The sequence below is a fragment of the Gymnodinialimonas sp. JB5-7 genome (assembly GCF_055693405.1).
On the sequence record NZ_JBVFUX010000012.1, the window covers coordinates 1,461,383 to 1,482,141 of the forward strand.

Sequence of the window (20,759 nt, forward strand, 5' to 3'; positions counted from 1 at the left end):
TATGGATCATACGCTTTTTCGTGTTGGTTTTCGGCGTCATAGCTCTTTCTGCATGTCTATCCGTTTGGGGCCTTCCGGGTAATCAAACTGAGCGAACGTCTCATACCCCATACGCCTGTAGAATTCTTCCGCTTGGAAGGAGTACGTGAATAGCATTGCGCGCGTGGCCCCTCGCTTTCGCGCCTCATGCTCAATCGCAATCAACAGGTTTCGCCCGACCCCCTGCCCTCGAAGTGCCTCGTCGACCCATAGACCGCGAACCTCGAGAGCGCCCATGTTGATGATGCCACGTCCTCCGGCTGCGATTTTCCCGTCGCGGCGGACAACGCAAGAGTAGCTACGCCAATTCCAAGTCGAGTTAGCTGCATTATACTTCGAGAAATTGGCCGAGTATTCGGCGTAAACCAAATCGTCGGACTCGACCAATTCGATGGATTGCATGTTGCTGTTGTCCTATTTCAGCGATGACGGATCGCGTGATTTGGTGGGCCGAGGTTATTGAACGGCCGACCGTTGCTCAACATCAGCGGCCGGAGCAATTGCCCCGCAAGGCTACCATGGCCGGGACGTCAACCAACCGTGGCGTCTGCTTTCCATCGAATTTGTGGATGCTATTCCGCGCCCGGAACGCTTGTCCAATCCACATGCTGGGTGCCGCAGAATTGGTAGGCCTGACTGATGCCGTCGCTGATCCGGTCCAGCCCGTTGGCCTGATTGAAGGCGACCCATTCGTTGAAGATGTCCGCCACGCCGGTAAAGCGGGTGTCGGCAAAGGCGCCTGCGACCTCGACCTCCATATCGAATTGCTCGGATTCCATGATGTGCACGACCATGGCCATGTTGCGGGCGACGTCTTGCCGTTCACGGAAGACCGCAACGCTTTGCGCATCATCGGCAAACACCACAGCCAGGGATTGGTAGAGCCCGCCGCACAGGACGGGAACGCGGGTCTCGGATGTGGGGTCAGCCGCCTCGAACACACGGTCGAGGAAGGCGTCGTCCGTCTCTTGCGCTGCAACAGGGAGAGCGGCGAGGGACAGCAGACAGGCAAGAAGGGGTATTTCATCCAAACTCTCCAATAGGGTCAGAGGGATAGAAGCAGGGCGTGGCCATGGCGCACAATGCAGGGGAACCTGCCCCCAGTTCGCGCGTTTCCCCGTAAGAATCGCTTCCAATTGTGCCAGATTGGCCGCATAGGCAGGTTTCACTTACGCAGAAGTGACTGAAATCGCCGGACAGGGGACTTGTCCACAGGCCCTCGATTGCAAACAATAGGGCAAGCGATTCTAGACGTTCAAAGCTGCCAGACGACCGATAAGGACAAGACCATGTTAACCCGCCGCCACTTCATTATCACCACCACGACGCTGTTTTCCGGCGCGATTGCTGCGCCTGCCCTGGCGCAAGACGCTGTGGAGCTTGGCGTGGACGAGGCCCCCGATCAGGGGCCGATCGCCGGCGCAAACAACCCCTGGGGCTTGCATCCGCGTTTCATGCCGCAGCGTGTTCAGGCCAATGATGGTTTGACACCGGGCGATATCCACGTGGACCCGACATCGCGCTACCTCTACCATATTGAGGATGGCGGCACGGCCATGCGCTACGGCGTGGCCATCGGGCGTGCAGGCCTGTACCAGGCCGGGCGCTTCCGCATTGGTCGCACGGCGGATTGGCCGTCCTGGACGCCGACCGCCAACATGATCGCGCGCGAGCCCGAGATTTACGCGCAATATGCCGGTGGCGTGCCGGGTGGCCCAGACAACCCGCTGGGTGCGCGGGCGATCTATCTCTACACCGGCGGGCGCGACACCTATCTGCGCATCCACGGCACGCCGCAGCCCTGGTCGATCGGCACCTCGGCCTCTTCCGGCTGTGTGCGTCTGGTCAATGACCACGTGATCCAGCTGGAGGCCAATGTGCGCGTTGGCGCGACGGCGGTTCTGCACAGCTGATCCGACAGGCCGTTCGAACGCAAAAGCCCCGACCGATTGGCCGGGGCTTTTCTTTGCGGCAGACCAAGTTTGCGCCCGCTGACGCGGTCGCCCAAGGCGAGGGTCGGACATTGTGCGCCATCGGTTCGAGCATGATGGACGACGCCCTCGCGCTCCCCGAGGTATTTCAAACCAGTGGAAGACGGGCGCGGGCCATTCGATTGTTCACCCTGGCAGTTTTGCCATGCGCAGATAGGGCAGTTTCTTGTCGATGGCGCCGTATTTGGCGATGGCGTCCTCATCCGAGACGGCCACGGGGACCACGACATCTTCGCCCGGCACCCAGTTGGCGGGGGTGGCGATGTTTTCGCGCGCCGCCGTCTGCAGGCCATCGAGCGCGCGCAGGACTTCGGCGAAGTTGCGGCCCACGTTCATCGGGTAGGTCATCGTCAGCTTCAGCTTCTTGTCTGGCCCGATGATGAAGACGGAGCGCACGGTGGCGGTGTCGTTGGGCGTGCGGTTCTCGGGCAGGGCCGTTTCCGCGGGAAGCATGTCGAACGCCTCAGAAATCGCGAGGTCGGTGTCGGCGGCGATGGGGAAGCCTGCTTTGGCGCCGCCAACGGATTCGATATCGCCTTTCCATTTCACGTGATCCTCGACGCCATCGACGGAGACGCCGAGCACCTTGGTGTTCCGTGCGGCCCATTCATCGGCCAGCTGTGCCACGGCGCCGAATTCGGTTGTGCAGACGGGCGTGAAATCCTTGGGGTGAGAGAACAGGATCATCCAGCTGTCGCCGATGTAATCATGCAGGGTCATCGTGCCCTGATCGGTGGTTACGGTGAGGTTGGGGATTTCGTCGTTGATGCGCAGGCCCATGGGAAAGCTCCTCTCTCGCGTGCAGGTGAGTCCCGGGTGACCATAGGCGTTGACGTGGCCCGCGTGAAGCGGGCTTGCGCCGCCGTTCAAGCCCTGTCACGGTCCCGCGCGAAATCTGCTTCGGGAGGCGGTCATGGACAACGCTAAGAACTTCTACATTGACGGCAAATGGGTGGCCCCGGCCAAGGCCCGTGACTTTGACGTAATCGACCCCTCGACCGAGGAGGTCGGCGCGGTGATCTCGCTTGGCGATCAGGCGGATACCGATGCGGCGGTGGCCGCCGCCAAGCGCGCGTTCGAGACCTGGGGCTGGAGTGATCCGGCGGAGCGCATCGCCTTGGCCGAGAAGCTGTTGGAGATCTATAAGGCGCGGTCCGAGGAGATGGCGCAGGCCATCAGCCTTGAGATGGGCGCGCCGCTGGATCTTGCGCGGGCGCAGCAGGTGGGCGCGGGGTCGTGGCACCTGGAAGGGTTCATCAACGCGGCCAAGGACTTCGTCTGGGATCATCCGCTGGGGGATTGGGCCCCGAGCGAGCGGACGGTCTATGAGCCGATTGGCGTTTGCGCGCTGATCACGCCGTGGAACTGGCCGATGAACCAGATCGTGTTGAAGGTTGTGCCCGCGTTGCTGGCGGGCTGCACGATGGTGTTGAAGCCGTCGGAGATTGCGCCGCTGTCGGGCATCCTGTTCAGCGAGTTCATGGACGAGGCCGGGGTTCCTGCTGGCGTCTACAACATGGTGAACGGCGATGGCGCGGGCGTAGGCTCGCAGCTTTCGGCCCACAAGGACGTGGATATGGTGAGCTTCACCGGATCGACGCGGGCCGGGCGGCTGATTTCGAGGGCGGGTGCGGACACGATCAAGCGCGTGTCGCTGGAGTTGGGCGGCAAGGGCGCGAATATCATCTTCGCCGATGCCCATGAAAAGGCGGTCAAGAACGGCGTGATCCGCTGCTTCCGCAACACCGGGCCAGAGCTGTAACGCGCCGACGCGGATGCTGGTGGAGCGCTCTCGGTATGAGCAGGCCGTGGAAGAGGCGACCGCGGCGGCGCAAAGCGTGACGGTTGGACCGGCGAATGAGGAGGGGCGGCATATTGGGCCGGCCGTGTCCGAGCTGCAATTCAACAAGATTCAGGACCTGATCCAGGTGGGGATCGATGAAGGTGCCAAGCTGATGGCCGGTGGAACGGGTCGGCCCGAGAACCTCAACCGGGGCTACTACATCCGGCCTACGGTCTTTGCCGATGTGACGCCGGACATGACGATCTACCGCGAGGAGATTTTCGGGCCGGTTCTTGGCGATCATGCCGTTTGATGATGAGGATCACGCGGTGGCGATTGCCAATGACACCGATTACGGGCTGACGAACTACGTGCAGACCGGCGATCAGGAGAAGCTGCGCCGGGTGGCGCGGCGGCTGCGGTCGGGGATGGTTGAAGGCAATTCGCAAGGGTTCGCGATGGGCTCACCCTTTGGGGGCTACAAGCAATCGGGCAATGGGCGCGAAGGCGGCCGGTTCGGGCTGCATGAGTTCCTGGAGACGAAGGCTGTCAGCGGCTGGGGGTAATGCTGCCTGACGGGGGAGACGCTGGCCTTGCGGCCTCGCCCCTCCCACCGTCCCGCAGGATTGAGTTCACCAACACGCAAAGAAAGGCGGGCTGATGCAGCCCGCCTTCCGATATCCGATGAGCTTTCCGGTTAGAACGTGAAGCTGAGGCCCAGCGAGTATTGCCGGATATCAATGAAAGGATTTCCGGCAATCTCGGAATTCGACGATCCGTAGCCCGCAAGGACCGACGCGCCGCCGCCAAGGTCGTATGCTGCGGAGAGGCCAAAGCCTGCCCCGTCAAAATAGTTCAGATTTGCAGATGGAACATCGACGTCCAGCACACCGTAATTCGCGTGGAAGCTGAATTCATCTGCAGTCAGACCAATTCCGACCGCATGGTGGTAGGCCTCAAAAGGAGTGCCCAAAATGCGTGTCGCCTGCACTCCGATACCGAAGGTGTCGATCGCGCTGCCCTGCAAGGTCCAAACCGCAGCAAGGCTGCCACCGAACTCCTCTGCATCGAAGAAAGTGAGAGGGAAAAGTGCTGTGCCATCAAATTCAAGCAACTGACCGGTGAGCTCAGAACGACCCTGGTAACCGATACCGGCCCGAATGTTCAGGTTGTCGTAGTCACGTTCATAGCTGAGCCCGATGCCGTAGATCGGGTCGAGTGTGCCGCCGGCAGGATCGTCGTCCATTTCCACCGACAACTGCCCGGTAAAGGAGTCGAACGTATAGCTGAAGCGCGCGATCTGGCCGTCATGCGTGCCATCAAGGAAGGAGCCGCGATAGCCCCAATGGCTCGTGCTTTCATCGTTGATGGACCCAGGGTTCAGGATATTGCCCGCCTCGGTCAGAGCCGCGTCGAGCGCGCCGTCGGTATCGCCAAGAAAGAAGGCACTGTTTCCAGACTGAATGAAGACAGTGACGCCACCGTCATCTTCGCCAACGGCTTCTGCATCTTCATCAAGGTCGATGGCGGCCCCGAAAACGATCCCGTTGTCGCTTTCGCCGGACATCGTGAAGGTCACATCGATGTCCTGACGAAATTGCAAAGGTCGATCAAGAATGGTGGTTCCGGAAACGCTTGCGCGACCACCGGACACGCCCATTTCGGCGCTGCCGGTCAAGGCGATATCTGCGGCCGCGACGCCGGCTGTGGCACACAAAACGGTGGTTGAAAAAGGATTGTACGCATTTCGGTCCCTCGAACAGCGCTGAATTCTGGTGATTTGACGGTTACGGAGGGTGCATTTCAATCGGCGCCGAACAGAATTGGGCGTGCAGTGTTGCAATCCTGCCGCCTTGTTTTGTTGTCTAAAACGGAACCGGAGCCCGAAAAGTCATTCCAATTCCGCCATTTGGATGACGCAGCTTTAGGCTTTCGGCGTGGAGCATCAGGCGGGGGAAATCGCGCGCTGCGCCGGTGGCATAGAAGGGGTCGCCGAGAATCGGGTGGCCGATTTCGCGCATGTGGACGCGGAGTTGATGGGAGCGGCCGGTTTTGGGAAACAGACGCATGCGGGTGGTGCCGTCTTCGATCTTAAGGCGACGCCAATCGGTTTGGGCGGGTTTGCCGGTCTCGATAGTTGACGTGTTGCAGCGGGCGGTTGGGCCAGTCGACAATCAGGGGCAGGTCGATATGGCCCTGCTTCTCGGTCACCTCGCCCCAGACGCGGGCGACGTAGGTTTTCTTCATGTGGCGGCGTTCGAATTGCAGGCCGAGATGGCGCTGCGCGGCGGGTGTGCGGGCGAAGACCATGATGCCGGAGGTGTCCATGTCGAGTCTGTGGACGAGAAGCGCCTCGGGGAAAGCGATTTGCAGGCGGGCGATCAGGCAATCGGCGAGGTGGTCACCTTTGCCGGGCACGCTGAGCAGGCCCGCGGGTTTGTTCACGAGGATCAACTCATGATCTTCGTGAATGATGTCGAGGGGCGTGTCTGGGGGTGTAGACGAAGGCGTCTGACATCGGCTTCGGCTCAGCCCGATGCGTTGAGGATGTTCATCGCATTCATGGCGATCAGGACGAAGGTGAGAAAGAACAAGCGTCTTGCGTTCCTGTTTGTCTTCTTCGCTGGTCAGCCAGTATTTCACCTGCGCCATGAAGCCGCCAGTGGACGGGAAGGCGCCGCCGGTCTGATCTTCGTTGCGGCGGCGAAATTTGAACAGGACGGAATACATCATGAAGGCCCAGGCGATGAAGACAAGCGCCTGCAGGATAAGGCGGATGATGGCGCCGGTGGTCATTCTTGCGGGTCCTTCCAAAGCTGCCATGCGGACCAGAGCGGCTGAGCCGCCGAAGAACGCCCCGCCGATGATCACGATTTCAAGCGAGGCGATACCAAAGATGCCGGTGCGCGCAAAGCCCCCGATCAGGAAGGCCAGCCCTGCGAGGCTGGCGATGAGGCGGAATTTCAGCTCGCCACGGGAGGGGCCGAAGCGGTTCACGCGTCCGCTTTGACGGCGTGGATGTACCAGCCCGGGGCAGACGACCAGACGGTTTCGCCGCGCCGCCCGGAATAGTGCGATGCGCCTTTGAAGCGCGCGCGGGCCTCAAGGATGTCAAAGGTGGCGGCGATGGTTTCGACAAGTCCACGGATGGCCTTGTCGCCGCGTCCCTTGACGGTCAGCGCCGATGTGCGGCGCCCGAAGACGAGGGGCAGAAGGCTGGCTTGTGCATAGCCAAGCTCCTGTAAGGTGGCGAACCACCAGCTTGGCGTGTGGCGGTGGAAGTCATCGGGGTGGCCGTGGACCGGGTAGATCCAGGGTACGATGATATGACAGCTTCCGCCTGGCTTCAGAACGCGGGTCACTTCGGTCAGCGATCCGACATCGTCCTGGATATGTTCGAATACGTTGAAGCTTGTCACGGCGTCGAAGCGGTTATCCGCGTAGGGCAGAGGCGCGCCGACTTCGACCAGGTCGGTTGGGTTGAATTCCTGCGAGATGTTCACGGATCGAACCGTCGGCCCGTCCGGCAGGAGGGCGCTGTAGCTGGTCGTCTCACCGCCGCCGAAATCCAGCACCTCCCCGGCGAGGTGGAGGTTGGAGATCAGCTCATGCTCCATCCGGCGCAGCATGGTCCGTTTCGCGCCATAGGCCCGCAGACTGCGGAAGCGTGCGAAACTGGGCAACGGGGGTTGCTGAGTTCGAATGTCATGGGGCCGCCCTTGAGTTCACCACCCTCCGTTTCCGGCCTAAATGGCCGGAATGCAAGGGTGGTGCTGCGCCGGTGCGATCAGATCCCGAGGAAGGGTTGCGCGATGCGGGGCAGGAGGCCCTGGAACTTGAGCCGGGCGTCGGTGGCCACAAGGCAGATACAATCCTCGCCCGGTTCGGCGATGGGGGTGTGGCTGACATTCGGGTCTGCGACCTCGATATCGCCCCGGGCAAAAACGCCATCTTCGTCGCGGAAGGCGCCTTTGAGGACCAGGGTCATCTCGGTCCCGTTATGGCTGTGTTCCGGCATGGAGCGGCCAGCGGGGATTTTCAGCAGCCGGGCCGTGCCGTTTTCATCGGAATGCAGCACGCATTGCTTTACGCCGCGGCCCACATAGCGCCATCGCACAGCCTCTTCATCGCCGCCTACGACGGATTGCAGCGGCGTGGGGAAGGTGCCGGGCATCATGATCGGGACGTTCCGCCGGAGCGCCGCCGGTGATTTTGGCGAGCGTCTGTTCCAGGCTGTCTTCGGCCACGTCGACTTGGTCAAGGTCTTCGAGGACGGCGCCGCCGACGGCTTCGAACGCCTCAAGGCGCGCGCGCGCGTCATCGCAGAGCGACACATGGGTTGCGATCACAAGGTCAAATGCCTGCGGCAACGCCCCTGTCGCATAGCCCATGAGAAGATCGTCGGGCGCTTGATGTTGGATATCGGTCATTGGTCTGTTGTCTGCTTGGTCGGAATTTGTCTTGTAGAAGTCTGCTTAGTTCATCGAATGTCTTAACCGTTCCAAGGCCAACCTAATGCGGGACTTGATCGTGCCAAGGGGCAGACCGGTTTCCGCAGCAATCTCGGAATGGGAGAGATCGCCGAAATAGGCGTGCTGGATCAGCTCGCGTTGCTTTTCCGGGAGTTTGGCCAAAGCTGTGGCCAGACGTCCGGTATCTTGTTGCAGGGCGATGACATCCGCCTGATCGGGCGCCTGTTCGGGCCCCCAGGGCAGATCTTCGGGCTCGGGCCGCGCGTAACGGCGCAACAGATCGATCTTCCGATTGCGGGCAATCGTAAAGATCCACGTCGCAACGGAAGCGCGCGACGGATCATACATGTGAGCCTTGTGCCAAAGTGTGGCCATGACGTCCTGCATACATTCTTCAGCGAGGCTTTCGTCGGCCCCGGACTTCATCAGAAACGCCTTCACCCGTGGGGCGAAATGCCGAAAGAGTTCGGCAAAGGCCTTCCTGTCTTGGTCCTGCGCGATGGCTGACATGCGTGTCACCCAATGCGCATCTGTGGTTTCATGTGCCGTCACGGTCTTTCCACGCAGCTTTAATCGCACCGGACTTACCGTTTTAGCGGCAGGGATCGGCGCGGCAACTGTCTCTTCAGCGTGGTCGTTCGCGAACAGCATACCCGTCTTACGGGGATTCCCTAGGGTGGATCACTAATACACGCTCAGAGAAAAGATTTCATGTGAAAAGGAATGTTTTTCGGAGGTTTTTCTTTGATCTACTTGCGGTTGCGCCCCGTAACCCGATCAACCAGAAACGTGAGGTCAGGGGGAATGAATGCCGTTTGAAACGCCGGGTGCTGTCCCGAAACGCATTGCTGTCATCGGGGCCGGGATATCCGGCATGTCGGCGGCCTATCATCTTGCAACCGACAACCATGTAACCCTGATTGAGGCCGAGGGCCGATTGGGTGGGCATGCGCGCACGGTTGTGGCGGGAAAGAATGGCGATCAGCCGGTGGATACGGGCTTTATCGTATTCAACCGTGTGAATTACCCCAACCTTTGCAAGCTGTTCGAAGAGTTGGACGTTCCGGTCACGGAATCGGACATGTCCTTTGCCGCGTCCATTGGGGGCGGTCGCATCGAATACGGGCTGCGCAGCGCCAAGGCACTGTTCGCGCAGCCGAGCAATGCGTTGCGCCCCGGTTTCGTTCGGATGGTGCGCGACCTGTTCCGGTTCAATGCGCAGGCCGCTGAACTGGCCACGGACAGCACGATCACTTTGCGGGAGTTCCTTGACCAGCTTGGCATGGGCCGCTGGTTCCGCGACTATTACATCACACCGGTTTCGGGCGCGATCTGGTCGACCCCGAAAGAGGAGATCATGGATTTCCCGGCCCAGGCGATGATCCGTTTCTTCCGCAATCACCACCTGTTGCACCATACCGGGCAGCATCAATGGTATACGGTGCAGGGAGGCTCCATCGAATATGTCACCCGGCTGGAGCGTGCGATGCGCGGACGCGGGATCGACATTCGCCTTGGGCGCGGGGTCGAGGCTGTGAAGCGCACCAGCGCCGGTGCTGAGGTTCGTATGGGCGGGCATTGGGAGGCGTTTGATGAGGTCGTCTTCGCCACCCATTCCGACCAGACGCTGGCCATGCTGGCCGACCCGACCCCGGCTGAGGAAGCCGCGCTGAGTGCCGTACGCTACCAGCCCAACCGTGCGGTGCTTCACGCGGACGCGAACGCCATGCCGAAACGGCGCGCGACGTGGAGCAGCTGGAACTACACCGAGCGTCCGGGCCATGAGGGCGGGCCGATTGACCTGACCTATTGGATGAATTGTCTGCAGCCGATCCCGGAATCGGATCCGCTGTTCGTGACGCTGAACTCCCGCGCGCCGATCAACGAGGCGTTGATCTATGATGAGGTCGATTTCGCGCATCCGGTCTACGATCTGGCCGCTTTGGCGGCGCAATCCACGATCCGCGATCTGAACGGGGACAATGCCACCTGGTTCTGCGGGGCCTGGATGAAGAACGGGTTCCACGAAGACGGCTATGCCAGCGCGCTGGACGTCGTCGAAGGGTTGCGCACCAAGGATCGGAGTGTTCTGGCCGCATGAGCGAAGGCGTCGATCATATCGCGGGTGAGACCTTCCACGGGCGCAAGGGCGCTGTGGAGAACGCGTTCCGCTATGGGATCGACTACGTGATGCTGGATGCTGAGGCGGGCGCGCGGGGCCCGGCTTTGTTCGGGCGCAACCGGGCGGGGTTCTTCTCACTTCAGGACAAGGATCATGGCGGCCCGCCGAAGGAGGGACGCGGTGCGCCCTGGGCGCGGGAGGTTCTGGCGGCCCATGGTCTAACGGGCGTGACGGACGGCAAGCTGATGCTGCTCGCGCAACCGCGGGTCATGGGGCATGTGTTCAACCCGGTCTCCTTCTGGTTGGCGCAGGATCGGCAGGGGCGGCTGCGGGCGGTGATTGCTGAGGTGACGAACACGTTCGGCGACCGGCATTCCTATCTGTGCGCGCATCACGATCACCGCCCGATTGAGCGCGATGATCACTTGAACGCGACGAAGATCTTCCATGTCTCGCCGTTTCAGCCCATCGACGGCGGCTATGCCTTTCGGTTTGATATCCGGCCCGACCGGATCGGCATCTGGATTGAATTTGTCACGGGCAATGAGGGCGTGCTGGCGACACTGACGGGCAAACGGGCGGAATTGACCAACGGCTCCATCCTGAAGGCGGCTTTGCGGCGGCCCCTCGGCTCGCGCCGCGTGCTGGGGTTGATCCATTGGCAGGCCCTGAAGCTGTGGTGGAAAGGCGCGCGGTATCGTGTGCGGCCCGAGCCGCCGGTGGAAGACGTCAGCCGGTAAAGACCGGCCCCGAGTCTTAGGCGATGTTCCGCGCCCGTGAACTTTCCCCGGATTGCAGCGTTGCGCCTGTGACATATGTTTTTGAGACGGTGCACGGCACCTGAGATTTTGGCGGTCCGGCGCTTGGGCCGAACGGATACACTGGAAAGGACGAACGATGCGGGAATGGAGCGGGAAACGCTATTGGCTGGTGGGCGCATCGGAAGGGCTGGGGCGCAGTCTGGCCCATTGCCTGAGCCGCGCGGGGGTGGAGTTGGTTTTGTCCGCCCGCACTGCCGACCGTTTGGAAAGCCTTGTGGAAGAGCTTCCGGGCCAGGCCAGCATCGTGACCGTGGATGTGGCAGATACCGAAGTCTGTGAAGGCAGCGGCTGCCGAGGTGGGTGAGATCGACGGGATGGTCTTCCTGGCCGGGCTCGGCACTCTGATCAAGACCCAGGAGTGGGACGCGGAGAAGGTCGAACAATTGTTCGACGTGAACCTGACCGGCGCCGCGCGGGTGATCGGGCAGGTGATCAAACCGATGGTGGATCGCAATGCGGGCCATATCGTTCTGACCGGCTCCCTTTCCGCCTATCGCGGGCTTCCGGCGGCGGTGGGGTACTCGGCGTCGAAGGCCGGGCTGATGTCCTTGGCGGAGTCGATGCATGGCGATCTGAAGGACACCGACATCAATGTTCAGATCGTGAATCCCGGCTATATCGAGACGCGGATGCAGGACGATAACCCCTATTCCAAGCCGTTCATCATGACGCCCGATGCCGCCGCGCAAGAGGTGTTCGAGCACATGAACACCGACAATTTCCACAAGGCCTTTCCCTTCGGCTTCAGCCTGCTGTTCCGCCTGTCACGCCTGATGCCGACAGCGTTCTACGAATGGATGTTCTTCCGCCGATAAGGCCCGCTCACGCGCAATTTGCGCTGAATCAAGGCGCGTCGTGTATCCTCCTGTTTGAGTAACCCTCGTGAACAGGAGGAAGACCCCATGGAAATATCAGCACGGGCCGTGGCGCAGGTGATCCTGATGGGCCATGAATTGGAACGCGCGGAGGGCGAGTTGCGCGGCTTCGTGGATCGTTTGGGACGCGAAGAGCAGGCAGAGTTGGTGGCACTTTTCTGGGTCGGGCGTGGATCGTTCGAGGCGGAGGATTTCGCCGAGGCGCTTTCGACGGCCAAGGCCGAGGCCACGGTGCCGACAGTCGACTACCTGATGGGCAGCCCGCATTTTGCCGACCATCTTGAAGCGGGGGCGGAGGCGATGGGCCTCGACGTGGCAGGGCAAGAGGAAGACCTGCTTTAGCAAGGGTTTGCGCCGGCTTCGCCGTCGCCCGGGGCGCGCTCGGGCTGACGCCCTCGCGCGCCGGGGACTTATTCGACCAGCGCGGCTTTGAAGGTCTGTTCGGCGCGTGCCCAGACGCCGGTTTGGTCCTTGGGTAGATCCAGAAGGCTTGGCAAAAGCTGCTCCGCGTAATCCTCCGCGCTTTCCAGCGGCAGAAGGGAGGGCAGGTTGTCGATGGCCATGACGTCAAGCGGCGGCGTGTCGGCCACGCGCAGGACCGGATCGGCCCATGTGGTCGTGCGGTCATAGACCTTGATGGGGGAGAAATCGCTGTCCGGATCGCAGGCAATGTCCCCGATCACGGACAGGCGGCGCGGCGCGGTCTTGGCGTTTTCAGGCACAAAGACGGGCACGCCGGGTGTAGCGAGGATGCAGTTCAGGAACAGGTCGTGTTGCAGGATTTCGGGGAACGGCCCGCCATGGGCGGTCTCGGCCATGTCCCAGCGTTGTCGGGTGAATGCCGAGCACTTCCAGCAGGGCTGCGGCGCCCGAGCCGGTCCGCCCAAGCGCGCCGATGATCAGCGCGGTGGGGCGGCGGTGGCCGATGGTTGCGAGGGCCTCAGTGAGTTGGAGGATCAACGCCTCCTTCCCTGGCCAGTCGGTGACGGCGGGCATGGCACGGCCTGCCTGCTGCGCGGCCCAGGCGGCGACGGACAGTCCAGCGCCGACATATCCGGCCCAGAAGCCGAAAGCCGCAACGCGGCGACCGCTTTCATCGACAAGGTATTCGAGGTCGAGAAGGGTGCCGCCGCCCTCCTTGAACCGGTCGAGCAGGTGGCGGCCTGAGGGTTGGCCTTTGAAGGCATGGCCGAACAGGATGTGGCGGTGGGACAGCGGGCCGGTATCGTCCGGCAACTCCTTCAGCCCGAAGATGATGGCGTCCGAGGGCGCGGTGCGCCAGCTGCCTTGCGGGGCGATGCCGATCCCTGCGGCACGGTATTCGGTGGTGGGAATGATACGATCCGGGCTGTCTTCGATCGTCACTTGCAGACCCGCCGCCAGCAACGCTTTCGCCCCTTCCGGGGTCAGCCCGACACGGCGTTCATTGGCGCGTTCCTCGGCGCGGACCCAGAGATGTGTCATGGCTGGTTGCTCCCTTCACCGTGCCAGTATCACTGCCAGCTGACGTCGCCCAGAAAGATGTAGCCCGCCCCGTAGATCGTCTTGATGAGGCGCGGGTTTTTCGGGTCTTCCCGCAGCTTGGTGCGCAGGCGCGAGATGCGGACATCCATGGCGCGGTCGAAACTGTCGCCCGCAACGCCGCCCAGACTTTCCTGCATCTGCTGGCGGGAGATCAGCCGCTTCGGCGCTTCGAGGAACAGGCGCAGCACCTCGCCCTCGGCATGGGAAAAGGGCGTATCCGTCCCATCCTCGGCGGTCAGGATGTAGCTGTCGAATTGCGCGATCCAGCCATTGAAATGGGCGGTGGAGCGAGCGCGATCCTGCGTCTTTGGCGTGCGGAGGCGGGCACGGACACGGGCGACAACTTCGATGGGATCGAAGGGTTTGATGATGTAATCGTCGGCCCCAAGCTCCAGCCCCGTGACGCGGTCCTGCACTTGGGCGCGGCCCGAGATGATGATGATCGCAGCCCCAGATTCCAGCGCCAGGCGGTGGACGACGGCAAGGCCGTCACGGTCGGGCAGGCCCAGATCGACAAGGCAGACATCGGGCGTGGTACGGCGGAGCGCGGCCTCGAACTCCGTCGCGCGGGCGAAGGCGGCGGTGCGGAAGCCTGCATCTTGCAGCGCATCGGAGAGCATGGCGCGGATCTGCGGCTCGTCGTCAAGGATGGTGACAAGCGGCGGGCTCATGCGGCGACCTCAGCGCTGAGAAGGCGGTGCAGATCGCCAGGGGTGACGGGTTTGGACAGGACGGGCCAGCGGGCAGCGCCCTCCGCGCGGAGCGGGTCCGTTGCAGGTAGTGAGGTCATCAGGGCGAGGTTCAGATCAGGGTGCCGTGCTGCGATGCTTTTGCAGAGCGCAACGCCGTCTCGGCGACCCAGTCTGATGTCGGACAGCACCCAATCGAGGCCCGGCAGATCGGCGAGCGTCTCGGCCTCCTCCGCCGAGGCGGCTTCGATCACCTGATGGCCCAGGTCGGTCAGCATTTCTCGCACGTCAGCGCGCAAGTCGGGCATGTCGTCGACCAGCAGGATCAGACGCGGCCGTGCCTCGGCCTCCGCAGGTTTCAGGGGCAAGCGCAGCGAGACGCGCGCACCGGTTTTCGTGTTGGACAAGCGCATCGTGCCACCGGTCAGCTTCACGAGATCATAGACCATGGTGAGGCCCAGACCGGAGCCTTCATCGCCCTTGGTCGTAAAGAAGGGATCAAGGGCGGAGGCCAGCGCATCGTCAGAGAAGCCCGCTCCGGTATCATCGACGGTGATTTCCAGCCAAGTGTCCTTCACGGGTCGAAGCGTCATTGTGATCTGCCCCGCGCCGTCCATCGCATCCCGCGCGTTCAGCACGAGGTTCAAAAGACTGTCTGACAGCGACCCGGCGTCGAGCATCAGGGCGGGGTGGGTGACCTCATGCGACAGGTGGAGGGTCACGGTGTCGGGCAAGGCTGCGCGGGCCAGCGGCGCGAAGGTGTCGAGGAAATCCTGCACGACGACGGGCGCGGTCTGCACAGCGCGGTGCCCGGTCATGCCTGCGATCTTGTCCAGCAGGGTGCCGCCCCGACGCACGGCCATACGGGTGGCTGAGGTCAGCTCTTGCGCACCGAGGGGTAGGGGCATCTTTTCCAGACCGGGTCTGCAGGCCAAGGATGATGGTCAGCAGATTGGCAAAATCATGGGCAAGGCCTGAGGTCAGCTGCGCGGCCAGTTCCCGCTTGTGGGTTTGCAGAAGCGCGGCGCGCGCCTGCGCTTCCTCGGTCACGTCGGTCGACAGCAAGTAAACGCCGCCTTCTGCGGTTTCATCCGGCGTAAAGGCGGACCGGATACGGCGCCCCGTTGCAGGGTCGGTGAATTCGCGCACCGACGCCTCGCCTTGTGCTGCCCGGGTCAGGTTGTCCTGCAAAAGCTGCGCTGTGTCTGGGCCAAGGGCCTCGGCAAAGCTGAGGCCGACAATGTCGCTGTGCCGATCTGGCAGAAGGGCCGACAGGCGGCGGTTGGTGAAGGTGTAGATCCCTTCCTCATCCACATGGGCGATGTGGGCCGGGGTCATCTCTGTGACCAAACGCGTGCGCGCCTCCATCTCGGTCAGCTCGGCTTTGGCTTCCTGCAGTTGTGCAATCGTCGCCTCTAGCCGCCGGTTCGTCAGCGCGAGTTCCTCGGCGTGGGTCAAAAGCTGGTCGGACAATTCCTCGGACCGGGCGCGCAGCAGGGCCTCCTGCCGTTTGACGGAAGTGATGTCGGTATAGACCGTCACCCACCCCCCTCGGGCAACGGAGAGCCTTCGACCGAGATCGTGCGCCCATTGGCGCGGGTGCGTTCGACGTAATGGGCCACAAAAGCCAGCGCCTGATCCACCTTGTCGGCAACAAACGCATCGGCATCCTCGACATGGCCGTATTCACCGGTCTCCACGAGGTAGCGGATCGTGTCATCAAAGCGTGCGCCGGAGGTGACGAGGCGCGTGGGCAAGCCGAACATCTCTTGAAAGGGGCGGTTGCAGACGGCCAGCCGCAGATCGGCATCATAAATGGAAAGTGCCTGCTGGATCAGGTTCAGGCCCGCGCGCGTGAAGCTTTCCGTTGTCCGATCCCTAGGCAATCCCGCGCCCTCCTTCTTTCATGGCTAGCCGCTGAAATGGCCCGCGCCAAGGCCAGGCTGCGGTCTGTTACAATTCGAAAGGTTTGCGAAAAAGTCAGGTAACGCTTGACCCATCATCTTCCTGTGGCACGGTACGCAGGCGGAGGCCCGGCGCGAAAGATCGCGGCCCCGTGCACGCCGGTTCGGGAGATCGGCGAATGGGAGGACTAGATTTGGCCGATATTCAACCGTCTCCGGACGCGCCCCAATCCGTGCCTGCGCTGCTGCGCAGGAACGCAAGCCAATTTGGATCAAGCCCCGCCTACCGCGAAAAGGAATTCGGCATCTGGCAAAGCTGGACCTGGGCCGAGACCGCCGATGAGATCGAGGCGCTCGCCCTCGGTATGCTGGCCCTTGGCCTGAACCGGGGCGACCATGTCGCCGTGATCGGCCGCAACCGTCCGGCGCTTTACTGGTCGATGGTTGCGGTGGAAATGGCGGGCGGCGTTCCCGTACCGCTCTACCAGGATGCGGTTTCGGAAGAGATGGCCTATGTGCTGGACCATTGCGGCGCGCGGTTTGTGGTGGCGGGCGATCAGGAGCAGGTCGACAAGGTCATCGACGCGCAGGAAAACGGCCCCGGCATTGAACATACCATCTACCTCGACCCGCGAGGCCTTCGGAAATACGACCATGCCCGGCTGAGCTCGTTTGCAGACGTTCAGGCGAAGGGCCGCGCGGCAACGGAGTTGAAGGCGGAACTGGCGACACGCGAGGGCGAGCTCACCTACGACAGCACCTGCGTGATGCTCTACACCTCGGGCACGACGGGCAAGCCGAAGGGTGTGGTCCTGTCGAACCGCAACATTATCGAAGCCTCGAAATCTTCCAGCGAGTTCGATCACCTTCGCCGCGATGACGAAGTTCTGGCCTATTTGCCGATGGCCTGGGTCGGTGATTTCATCTTCTCGATCGGTCAGGCCTACTGGACGGGCTTCTGCGTCAATTGCCCCGAGAGTGCCGACACGATGATGACCGATCTGCGTGAGATCGGTCCGACCTACTTTTTCGCCCCGCCGCGCGTGTTTGAGAACCTGCTGACCAGCGTGATGATCCGCATGGAAGATGCCGGGCGCTTCAAGAAGAAACTCTTCGACCGGGCCATGGCGCGCGCGAAAGAGATTGGGCCGAAGATCCTGGACGGGAAACCAGTGACCGGGGCTGAGAAGCTCGCCTATGCGTTTGATCGGGCCATGGTAATCGGACCGCTCAAGAATACCCTTGGCATGAGCCGGGTGCGGGTGGGCTACACTGCGGGCGAAGCAATTGGGCCGGAGATTTTCGATTTCTACCGGGCCTTGGGGATTAACCTGAAACAGCTCTACGGCCAGACCGAGGCTTCGGTCTTTATCACGCAGCAGCCCGACAGTGAGGTGCGCCCCGATACGGTCGGCGTTCCGTCCCCCGGCGTGGAGTTAAAAATCGGCGACAATGGCGAGGTCTTCTACCGCTCGCCCGGCACGTTTGTGGAGTATTTCAAGAACCCTGAAAGCACGGCAGACACAAAGGACCCGGAGGGCTGGGTTGCCACGGGCGATGCGGGCTTCATCGAGGAAGATACAGGCCATCTGCGGATACTCGACCGGGCGAAGGATGTCGGCAAGACGGCAGCGGGGGGCTTATTCGCGCCGAAATATGTGGAGAATAAACTCAAGTTCTATCCCGACATCCTGGAGGCTGTGGTCTTCGGGAACGAACGGGAATTCTGCACGGCCTTCATCAACATCGACCTGACGGCGGTGGGCAATTGGGCGGAGCGCAACAACATCGCCTATGCCTCCTATCAGGAACTGGCCGGGCATCCGGATGTGCTGGCCTCGCTGCAAGGCCATGTGGAGGCCGTGAACCGGTCAATCGCCGAAGATCCGATGCTGGCCCATTGCCAGATTGCGCGGTTCCTTGTGCTGCACAAGGAGTTGGACGCCGATGACGGGGAGCTGACCCGGACGCGGAAAGTGCGTCGGCGGATCATCGAGGAGAAATTCGGCGACCTGATCGAGGCGCTTTATGACGGCTCGACCGAGAAATACACCGAGACGGAAGTGACCTACGAGGATGGCCGCAAGGGCAAGATCTCGGCCACGTTGGAGATCCGCGATGCGGCGACGGTGGGTGTCGAGACCGCGCAGATGGCGGCGGAATGATGGGCGGGTTTGCTGCGCAAATACGCTCGGCCACGTTCTTTTGCATGGCAAAGAACGCACCCTTCGCCCCTCCCACCCTCCCGCAGGGGATGCGCGCGTGATCGTCGTGTTTGCCATAGGAACAACGTTGCTGGTGCTGGCATTGCCGGCACCGGGCGATGGGCCGGTTCTGGCGCGACCGATGGTCAAAAAACGGCTGTGGCAGGTGGGTGTGGCCTTGTGTGCGCTGGCGATTGTGGCGGGCGATTTTCATGCAGGCGGCGTCTCGGCGCTGTTGCTGGTGGTGACGGTGTTGGGCACCGCGACGGGGTTGCTGTTCTGGCTGGATGGGGGCCGTTTCGATGCGCATCACACGCGGCGTTCGCTTGGCTGGTACTTTGTGAGATCTGGGCCGGGTGGCTGGCCGATGGGTGGGCACCGGATGATGGCTTTGATCACTGCAGCGCTGCTTTTGGGGATGTTGGCGTTGCGGCCTGTGGCGCGAGACCTTCTTGGGCTGGATACGACAGGCATTGAGGCCGTGATGATCATGATGGGGGTGGCGTGATGCTGGACCAGAGCACGGGTGGATACACCACTGCGGACGGGCGCAAGATCGGTGATGTTGTGATGGAGATGCGCGGAATTACCCTGCGATTTGGCGGGGTTGAAGCGATCAAGGACATCTCGTTCGACGTGCGCGAGGGGGAAATCCGGGCGATCATCGGGCCGAACGGGGCGGGCAAATCCTCGATGCTCAATGTCATCTCGGGCTTCTATCATCCGCAGGAGGGGGAGGTGCTTTACAAAGGCTCCAAACGGCCCCCGATGAAACCCTATCAGGTCGCGCGCCAAGGTATTGCCCGCACGTTTCAGAACATCGCCCTGTTCGAAGGCATGAGTGTTCTCGACAACGTCATGACCGGGCGTCTGAACCATATGAAGACCGGCTTTTTCGCGCAGGGGCTTTGGTGGGGAAAAGCCGAGGCGGAGGAAACCAAGAATCGCGCCAAGGCTGAGGAAATCATTGATTTTCTTGAGATTCAGGCGATCCGCAAGACGCCGGTTGGGCGCTTGCCCTATGGCCTGAAAAAGCGGGTGGAGCTGGCGCGTGCGCTGGCGGCCGAGCCGCAGATCCTGCTGCTGGATGAGCCGATGGCGGGGATGAACGTCGAGGAGAAGGAAGACATGTCGCGCTTCATCCTCGACGTGAATGACGAGTTCGGCACGACCATCGTTCTGATCGAGCATGACATGGGCGTTGTGATGGACCTCAGCGACCGCGTAGTCGTGATGGATTACGGCAAGAAGATCGGCGACGGGACGCCCGATGAGGTGCGCAACAATCAGGAAGTGATCGACGCCTATCTTGGGGTCTCGCATGACTGAAGCACGTGCCACCTGCATGAAACGTGGATTTTCCATTTGTGCGGCGGCGGCTGTCGCGGTGGCTCTTGTCGGACCTGCATCGGCGCAAGAGCCCGATGGCGCGGTGTTTATTGAGGCGGTCGAAGGATGCCTGTCCTGGGCAGATATGGGGTTCGAGACCGCTACGGCATTGCAGAACAGCGCCAATTTCGAAACCTCGACTGGCTTCATGATCGATGAATTGTACGTCCATGAGCCCAGCGGTATTCGGGTCGTGATTACGGGGCGCGTGTGTTCTGTAGAGAGCACGGCGGGCGCCGAACTTGACGGTGACACCAGCAACGCTCTGGTCGCGCGGATGGAAGAGCTGGTCGTCGCTGGCCGCGCCTATAGTCAGGGACCGATGGAATACCTTCTTTGCACCGAAGTGCCGGGGGCGTTCACGGCGGGGCCACACGGGGACGCGTTCTTCGCGGTTTTCACCCACGGTCTGGAACGGACCTTGGAAAGTGCGGCGGTGCTTTGTGATGGATGATTGGCGCGTCTTCCTTTCCGCAGCATTCCTTGCGCTGCCCGCCCATGCGCAGGTCAGCGATACGCTGGCTGAATTCGAGGCGCGGTGCCTGACACCGATGATCGAAGTGCGCGAGAGCGACCTGAGCGGGCTGGAGCGCATCCCGCACCGGGCGGCTTGGGAGAGCTGGGTGCCTTCCGAAGGGAATTGGGAATTGCGCCGGGCGCTGCCGGGGGCGGTCGCGCAGTATTGCGCGATCTTCGGGGAGTACACGCACGCCGAAAGCGAGGCCTGGGCCGAGGCGGCCGTGGCCTCGGGTGACTACGAGGTGGTGGAGACGGAACCGCTGCGCCTGCATTCGACGTTTATCCGCGAGCCGGTGATCGAGGTGGAGTTCGACATTCTGATGCCGAGCGTGACCGTTATCGAGACGAATTTGGAGAGTTGAGGGTGAAGCGAGCGACTCACATCGTCTGTGCTGCACTAACCGTTTCTAGCATCGGTGCCTCGGCG

The 20,759-nt window shown here is 62.0% G+C and carries 18 protein-coding genes and 5 pseudogenes; 11 read left to right on the forward strand and 12 right to left on the reverse strand.

What is annotated here, in order from left to right; genetic code table 11:
* Positions 1-36: 36 nt before the first annotated feature.
* A complete protein-coding gene (locus ACZ1HK_RS15750; RefSeq protein WP_472629492.1) occupies positions 37-441 on the reverse strand; it encodes a GNAT family N-acetyltransferase in 405 nt (134 codons plus the stop codon).
* A gap of 170 nt (positions 442-611) precedes the next feature.
* Entirely contained in the window at positions 612-1,070 is a 459-nt protein-coding gene (locus ACZ1HK_RS15755) for a hypothetical protein (protein ID WP_472629493.1), read from the reverse strand.
* A 258-nt stretch (positions 1,071-1,328) separates the two neighbouring features.
* Between ACZ1HK_RS15755 and ACZ1HK_RS15760 the strand changes: the two genes are divergently transcribed.
* Positions 1,329-1,952 (forward strand): L,D-transpeptidase, encoded by a 624-nt coding sequence (locus ACZ1HK_RS15760; RefSeq protein ID WP_472629494.1) that lies wholly within the window; start codon positions 1,329-1,331, stop codon positions 1,950-1,952.
* A gap of 204 nt (positions 1,953-2,156) precedes the next feature.
* On the opposite strand, the gene ACZ1HK_RS15765 is transcribed toward ACZ1HK_RS15760, so the two are convergent.
* The gene (locus tag ACZ1HK_RS15765; RefSeq protein ID WP_472629495.1) at positions 2,157-2,810 is read right to left on the reverse strand and encodes a peroxiredoxin; all 654 of its coding nucleotides are present in this window, start codon (positions 2,808-2,810) and stop codon (positions 2,157-2,159) included.
* 133 nt (positions 2,811-2,943) lie between these two features.
* Here ACZ1HK_RS15765 and ACZ1HK_RS15770 point away from each other — a divergent pair.
* A pseudogene (locus ACZ1HK_RS15770) lies at positions 2,944-4,379 on the forward strand (aldehyde dehydrogenase family protein).
* 131 nt (positions 4,380-4,510) lie between these two features.
* On the opposite strand, the gene ACZ1HK_RS15775 reads toward ACZ1HK_RS15770, so the two are convergent.
* The 6 genes and pseudogenes from ACZ1HK_RS15775 to ACZ1HK_RS15800 form a co-directional block, all read right to left on the reverse strand.
* Positions 4,511-5,656: a porin gene (locus ACZ1HK_RS15775; RefSeq protein ID WP_472629496.1), complete on the reverse strand. Its 1,146-nt coding sequence runs from the start codon at positions 5,654-5,656 to the stop codon at positions 4,511-4,513.
* Between the two features lie 22 nt (positions 5,657-5,678).
* A pseudogene (locus tag ACZ1HK_RS15780) lies at positions 5,679-6,345 on the reverse strand (RluA family pseudouridine synthase).
* A gap of 461 nt (positions 6,346-6,806) precedes the next feature.
* Positions 6,807-7,496 carry a class I SAM-dependent methyltransferase gene (locus ACZ1HK_RS15785; RefSeq protein WP_472629497.1) on the reverse strand — a complete coding sequence of 230 codons (690 nt, stop codon included), beginning with the start codon at positions 7,494-7,496 and terminating at the stop codon, positions 6,807-6,809.
* Positions 7,497-7,600: 104 nt separating this feature from the next.
* The gene (locus ACZ1HK_RS15790) at positions 7,601-7,990 is read right to left on the reverse strand and encodes a ChrR family anti-sigma-E factor (RefSeq protein WP_472629498.1); all 390 of its coding nucleotides are present in this window, start codon (positions 7,988-7,990) and stop codon (positions 7,601-7,603) included.
* Entirely contained in the window at positions 7,938-8,243 is a 306-nt protein-coding gene (locus ACZ1HK_RS15795) for a cupin domain-containing protein (RefSeq protein WP_472629499.1), read from the reverse strand. The genes ACZ1HK_RS15790 and ACZ1HK_RS15795 overlap by 53 nt, the downstream gene beginning before the upstream one ends.
* Before the next feature lie 45 nt (positions 8,244-8,288).
* Positions 8,289-8,936: a sigma-70 family RNA polymerase sigma factor gene (locus ACZ1HK_RS15800; RefSeq protein ID WP_472629500.1), complete on the reverse strand. Its 648-nt coding sequence runs from the start codon at positions 8,934-8,936 to the stop codon at positions 8,289-8,291.
* Positions 8,937-9,093: 157 nt separating this feature from the next.
* Here ACZ1HK_RS15800 and ACZ1HK_RS15805 point away from each other — a divergent pair, with 157 nt between their 5' ends.
* The 4 genes and pseudogenes from ACZ1HK_RS15805 to ACZ1HK_RS15820 all read left to right on the forward strand — a co-directional run bounded on the left by ACZ1HK_RS15805 (position 9,094) and on the right by ACZ1HK_RS15820 (position 12,445).
* Entirely contained in the window at positions 9,094-10,386 is a 1,293-nt protein-coding gene (locus ACZ1HK_RS15805) for an NAD(P)/FAD-dependent oxidoreductase (protein ID WP_472629501.1), read from the forward strand.
* Positions 10,383-11,147 (forward strand): DUF1365 domain-containing protein, encoded by a 765-nt coding sequence (locus tag ACZ1HK_RS15810; RefSeq protein WP_472629502.1) that lies wholly within the window; start codon positions 10,383-10,385, stop codon positions 11,145-11,147. The genes ACZ1HK_RS15805 and ACZ1HK_RS15810 overlap by 4 nt, the downstream gene beginning before the upstream one ends.
* Positions 11,148-11,304: 157 nt before the next feature.
* A pseudogene (locus tag ACZ1HK_RS15815) lies at positions 11,305-12,043 on the forward strand (SDR family NAD(P)-dependent oxidoreductase).
* Positions 12,044-12,130: 87 nt separating this feature from the next.
* Complete coding sequence (locus ACZ1HK_RS15820) at positions 12,131-12,445, forward strand: DUF3775 domain-containing protein (protein WP_472629503.1); 315 nt, start codon at positions 12,131-12,133, stop codon at positions 12,443-12,445.
* Between the two features lie 68 nt (positions 12,446-12,513).
* On the opposite strand, the pseudogene ACZ1HK_RS15825 reads toward ACZ1HK_RS15820, so the two are convergent.
* From ACZ1HK_RS15825 to ACZ1HK_RS15835, 3 genes and pseudogenes are all read right to left on the reverse strand, one after another.
* Positions 12,514-13,567, reverse strand: a pseudogene (locus ACZ1HK_RS15825) (saccharopine dehydrogenase).
* Between the two features lie 29 nt (positions 13,568-13,596).
* Positions 13,597-14,298 (reverse strand): response regulator transcription factor, encoded by a 702-nt coding sequence (locus ACZ1HK_RS15830; RefSeq protein WP_472629504.1) that lies wholly within the window; start codon positions 14,296-14,298, stop codon positions 13,597-13,599.
* Positions 14,295-16,202, reverse strand: a pseudogene (locus ACZ1HK_RS15835) (PAS-domain containing protein). The gene ACZ1HK_RS15830 and the pseudogene ACZ1HK_RS15835 overlap by 4 nt, the downstream one beginning before the upstream one ends.
* Positions 16,203-16,399: 197 nt before the next feature.
* Between ACZ1HK_RS15835 and ACZ1HK_RS15840 the strand changes: the two are divergent.
* The 5 genes from ACZ1HK_RS15840 to ACZ1HK_RS15860 all read left to right on the forward strand — a co-directional run bounded on the left by ACZ1HK_RS15840 (position 16,400) and on the right by ACZ1HK_RS15860 (position 20,694).
* Entirely contained in the window at positions 16,400-18,385 is a 1,986-nt protein-coding gene (locus tag ACZ1HK_RS15840; RefSeq protein ID WP_472629505.1) for an AMP-binding protein, read from the forward strand.
* Positions 18,386-18,482: 97 nt separating this feature from the next.
* The gene (locus tag ACZ1HK_RS15845; RefSeq protein ID WP_472629506.1) at positions 18,483-18,932 is read left to right on the forward strand and encodes a hypothetical protein; all 450 of its coding nucleotides are present in this window, start codon (positions 18,483-18,485) and stop codon (positions 18,930-18,932) included.
* Positions 18,932-19,753, forward strand: coding sequence for an ABC transporter ATP-binding protein (locus ACZ1HK_RS15850; RefSeq protein WP_472629507.1), 822 nt, complete (start codon positions 18,932-18,934; stop codon positions 19,751-19,753). Before ACZ1HK_RS15845 ends, ACZ1HK_RS15850 begins: the two co-directional genes overlap by 1 nt.
* Positions 19,746-20,267 carry a hypothetical protein gene (locus ACZ1HK_RS15855; protein ID WP_472629508.1) on the forward strand — a complete coding sequence of 174 codons (522 nt, stop codon included), beginning with the start codon at positions 19,746-19,748 and terminating at the stop codon, positions 20,265-20,267. The genes ACZ1HK_RS15850 and ACZ1HK_RS15855 overlap by 8 nt, the downstream gene beginning before the upstream one ends.
* Positions 20,260-20,694: a hypothetical protein gene (locus ACZ1HK_RS15860; protein WP_472629509.1), complete on the forward strand. Its 435-nt coding sequence runs from the start codon at positions 20,260-20,262 to the stop codon at positions 20,692-20,694. The genes ACZ1HK_RS15855 and ACZ1HK_RS15860 overlap by 8 nt, the downstream gene beginning before the upstream one ends.
* Positions 20,695-20,759: the final 65 nt, after the last annotated feature.

Coding starts and splice junctions, on each gene's coding strand:
- ACZ1HK_RS15860 (WP_472629509.1), top strand. CDS start 20,260: ATGGATGATTGGCGCGTCTTCCTTTCCGCAGCATTCCTTGCGCTGCCC.
- ACZ1HK_RS15830 (WP_472629504.1), bottom strand. CDS start 14,298: ATGAGCCCGCCGCTTGTCACCATCCTTGACGACGAGCCGCAGATCCGC.
- ACZ1HK_RS15800 (WP_472629500.1), bottom strand. CDS start 8,936: ATGCTGTTCGCGAACGACCACGCTGAAGAGACAGTTGCCGCGCCGATC.
- ACZ1HK_RS15760 (WP_472629494.1), top strand. CDS start 1,329: ATGTTAACCCGCCGCCACTTCATTATCACCACCACGACGCTGTTTTCC.
- ACZ1HK_RS15840 (WP_472629505.1), top strand. CDS start 16,400: ATGGGAGGACTAGATTTGGCCGATATTCAACCGTCTCCGGACGCGCCC.
- ACZ1HK_RS15810 (WP_472629502.1), top strand. CDS start 10,383: ATGAGCGAAGGCGTCGATCATATCGCGGGTGAGACCTTCCACGGGCGC.
- ACZ1HK_RS15805 (WP_472629501.1), top strand. CDS start 9,094: ATGCCGTTTGAAACGCCGGGTGCTGTCCCGAAACGCATTGCTGTCATC.
- ACZ1HK_RS15765 (WP_472629495.1), bottom strand. CDS start 2,810: ATGGGCCTGCGCATCAACGACGAAATCCCCAACCTCACCGTAACCACC.
- ACZ1HK_RS15820 (WP_472629503.1), top strand. CDS start 12,131: ATGGAAATATCAGCACGGGCCGTGGCGCAGGTGATCCTGATGGGCCAT.
- ACZ1HK_RS15795 (WP_472629499.1), bottom strand. CDS start 8,243: ATGACCGATATCCAACATCAAGCGCCCGACGATCTTCTCATGGGCTAT.
- ACZ1HK_RS15790 (WP_472629498.1), bottom strand. CDS start 7,990: ATGATGCCCGGCACCTTCCCCACGCCGCTGCAATCCGTCGTAGGCGGC.
- ACZ1HK_RS15850 (WP_472629507.1), top strand. CDS start 18,932: ATGCTGGACCAGAGCACGGGTGGATACACCACTGCGGACGGGCGCAAG.
- ACZ1HK_RS15855 (WP_472629508.1), top strand. CDS start 19,746: ATGACTGAAGCACGTGCCACCTGCATGAAACGTGGATTTTCCATTTGT.
- ACZ1HK_RS15750 (WP_472629492.1), bottom strand. CDS start 441: ATGCAATCCATCGAATTGGTCGAGTCCGACGATTTGGTTTACGCCGAA.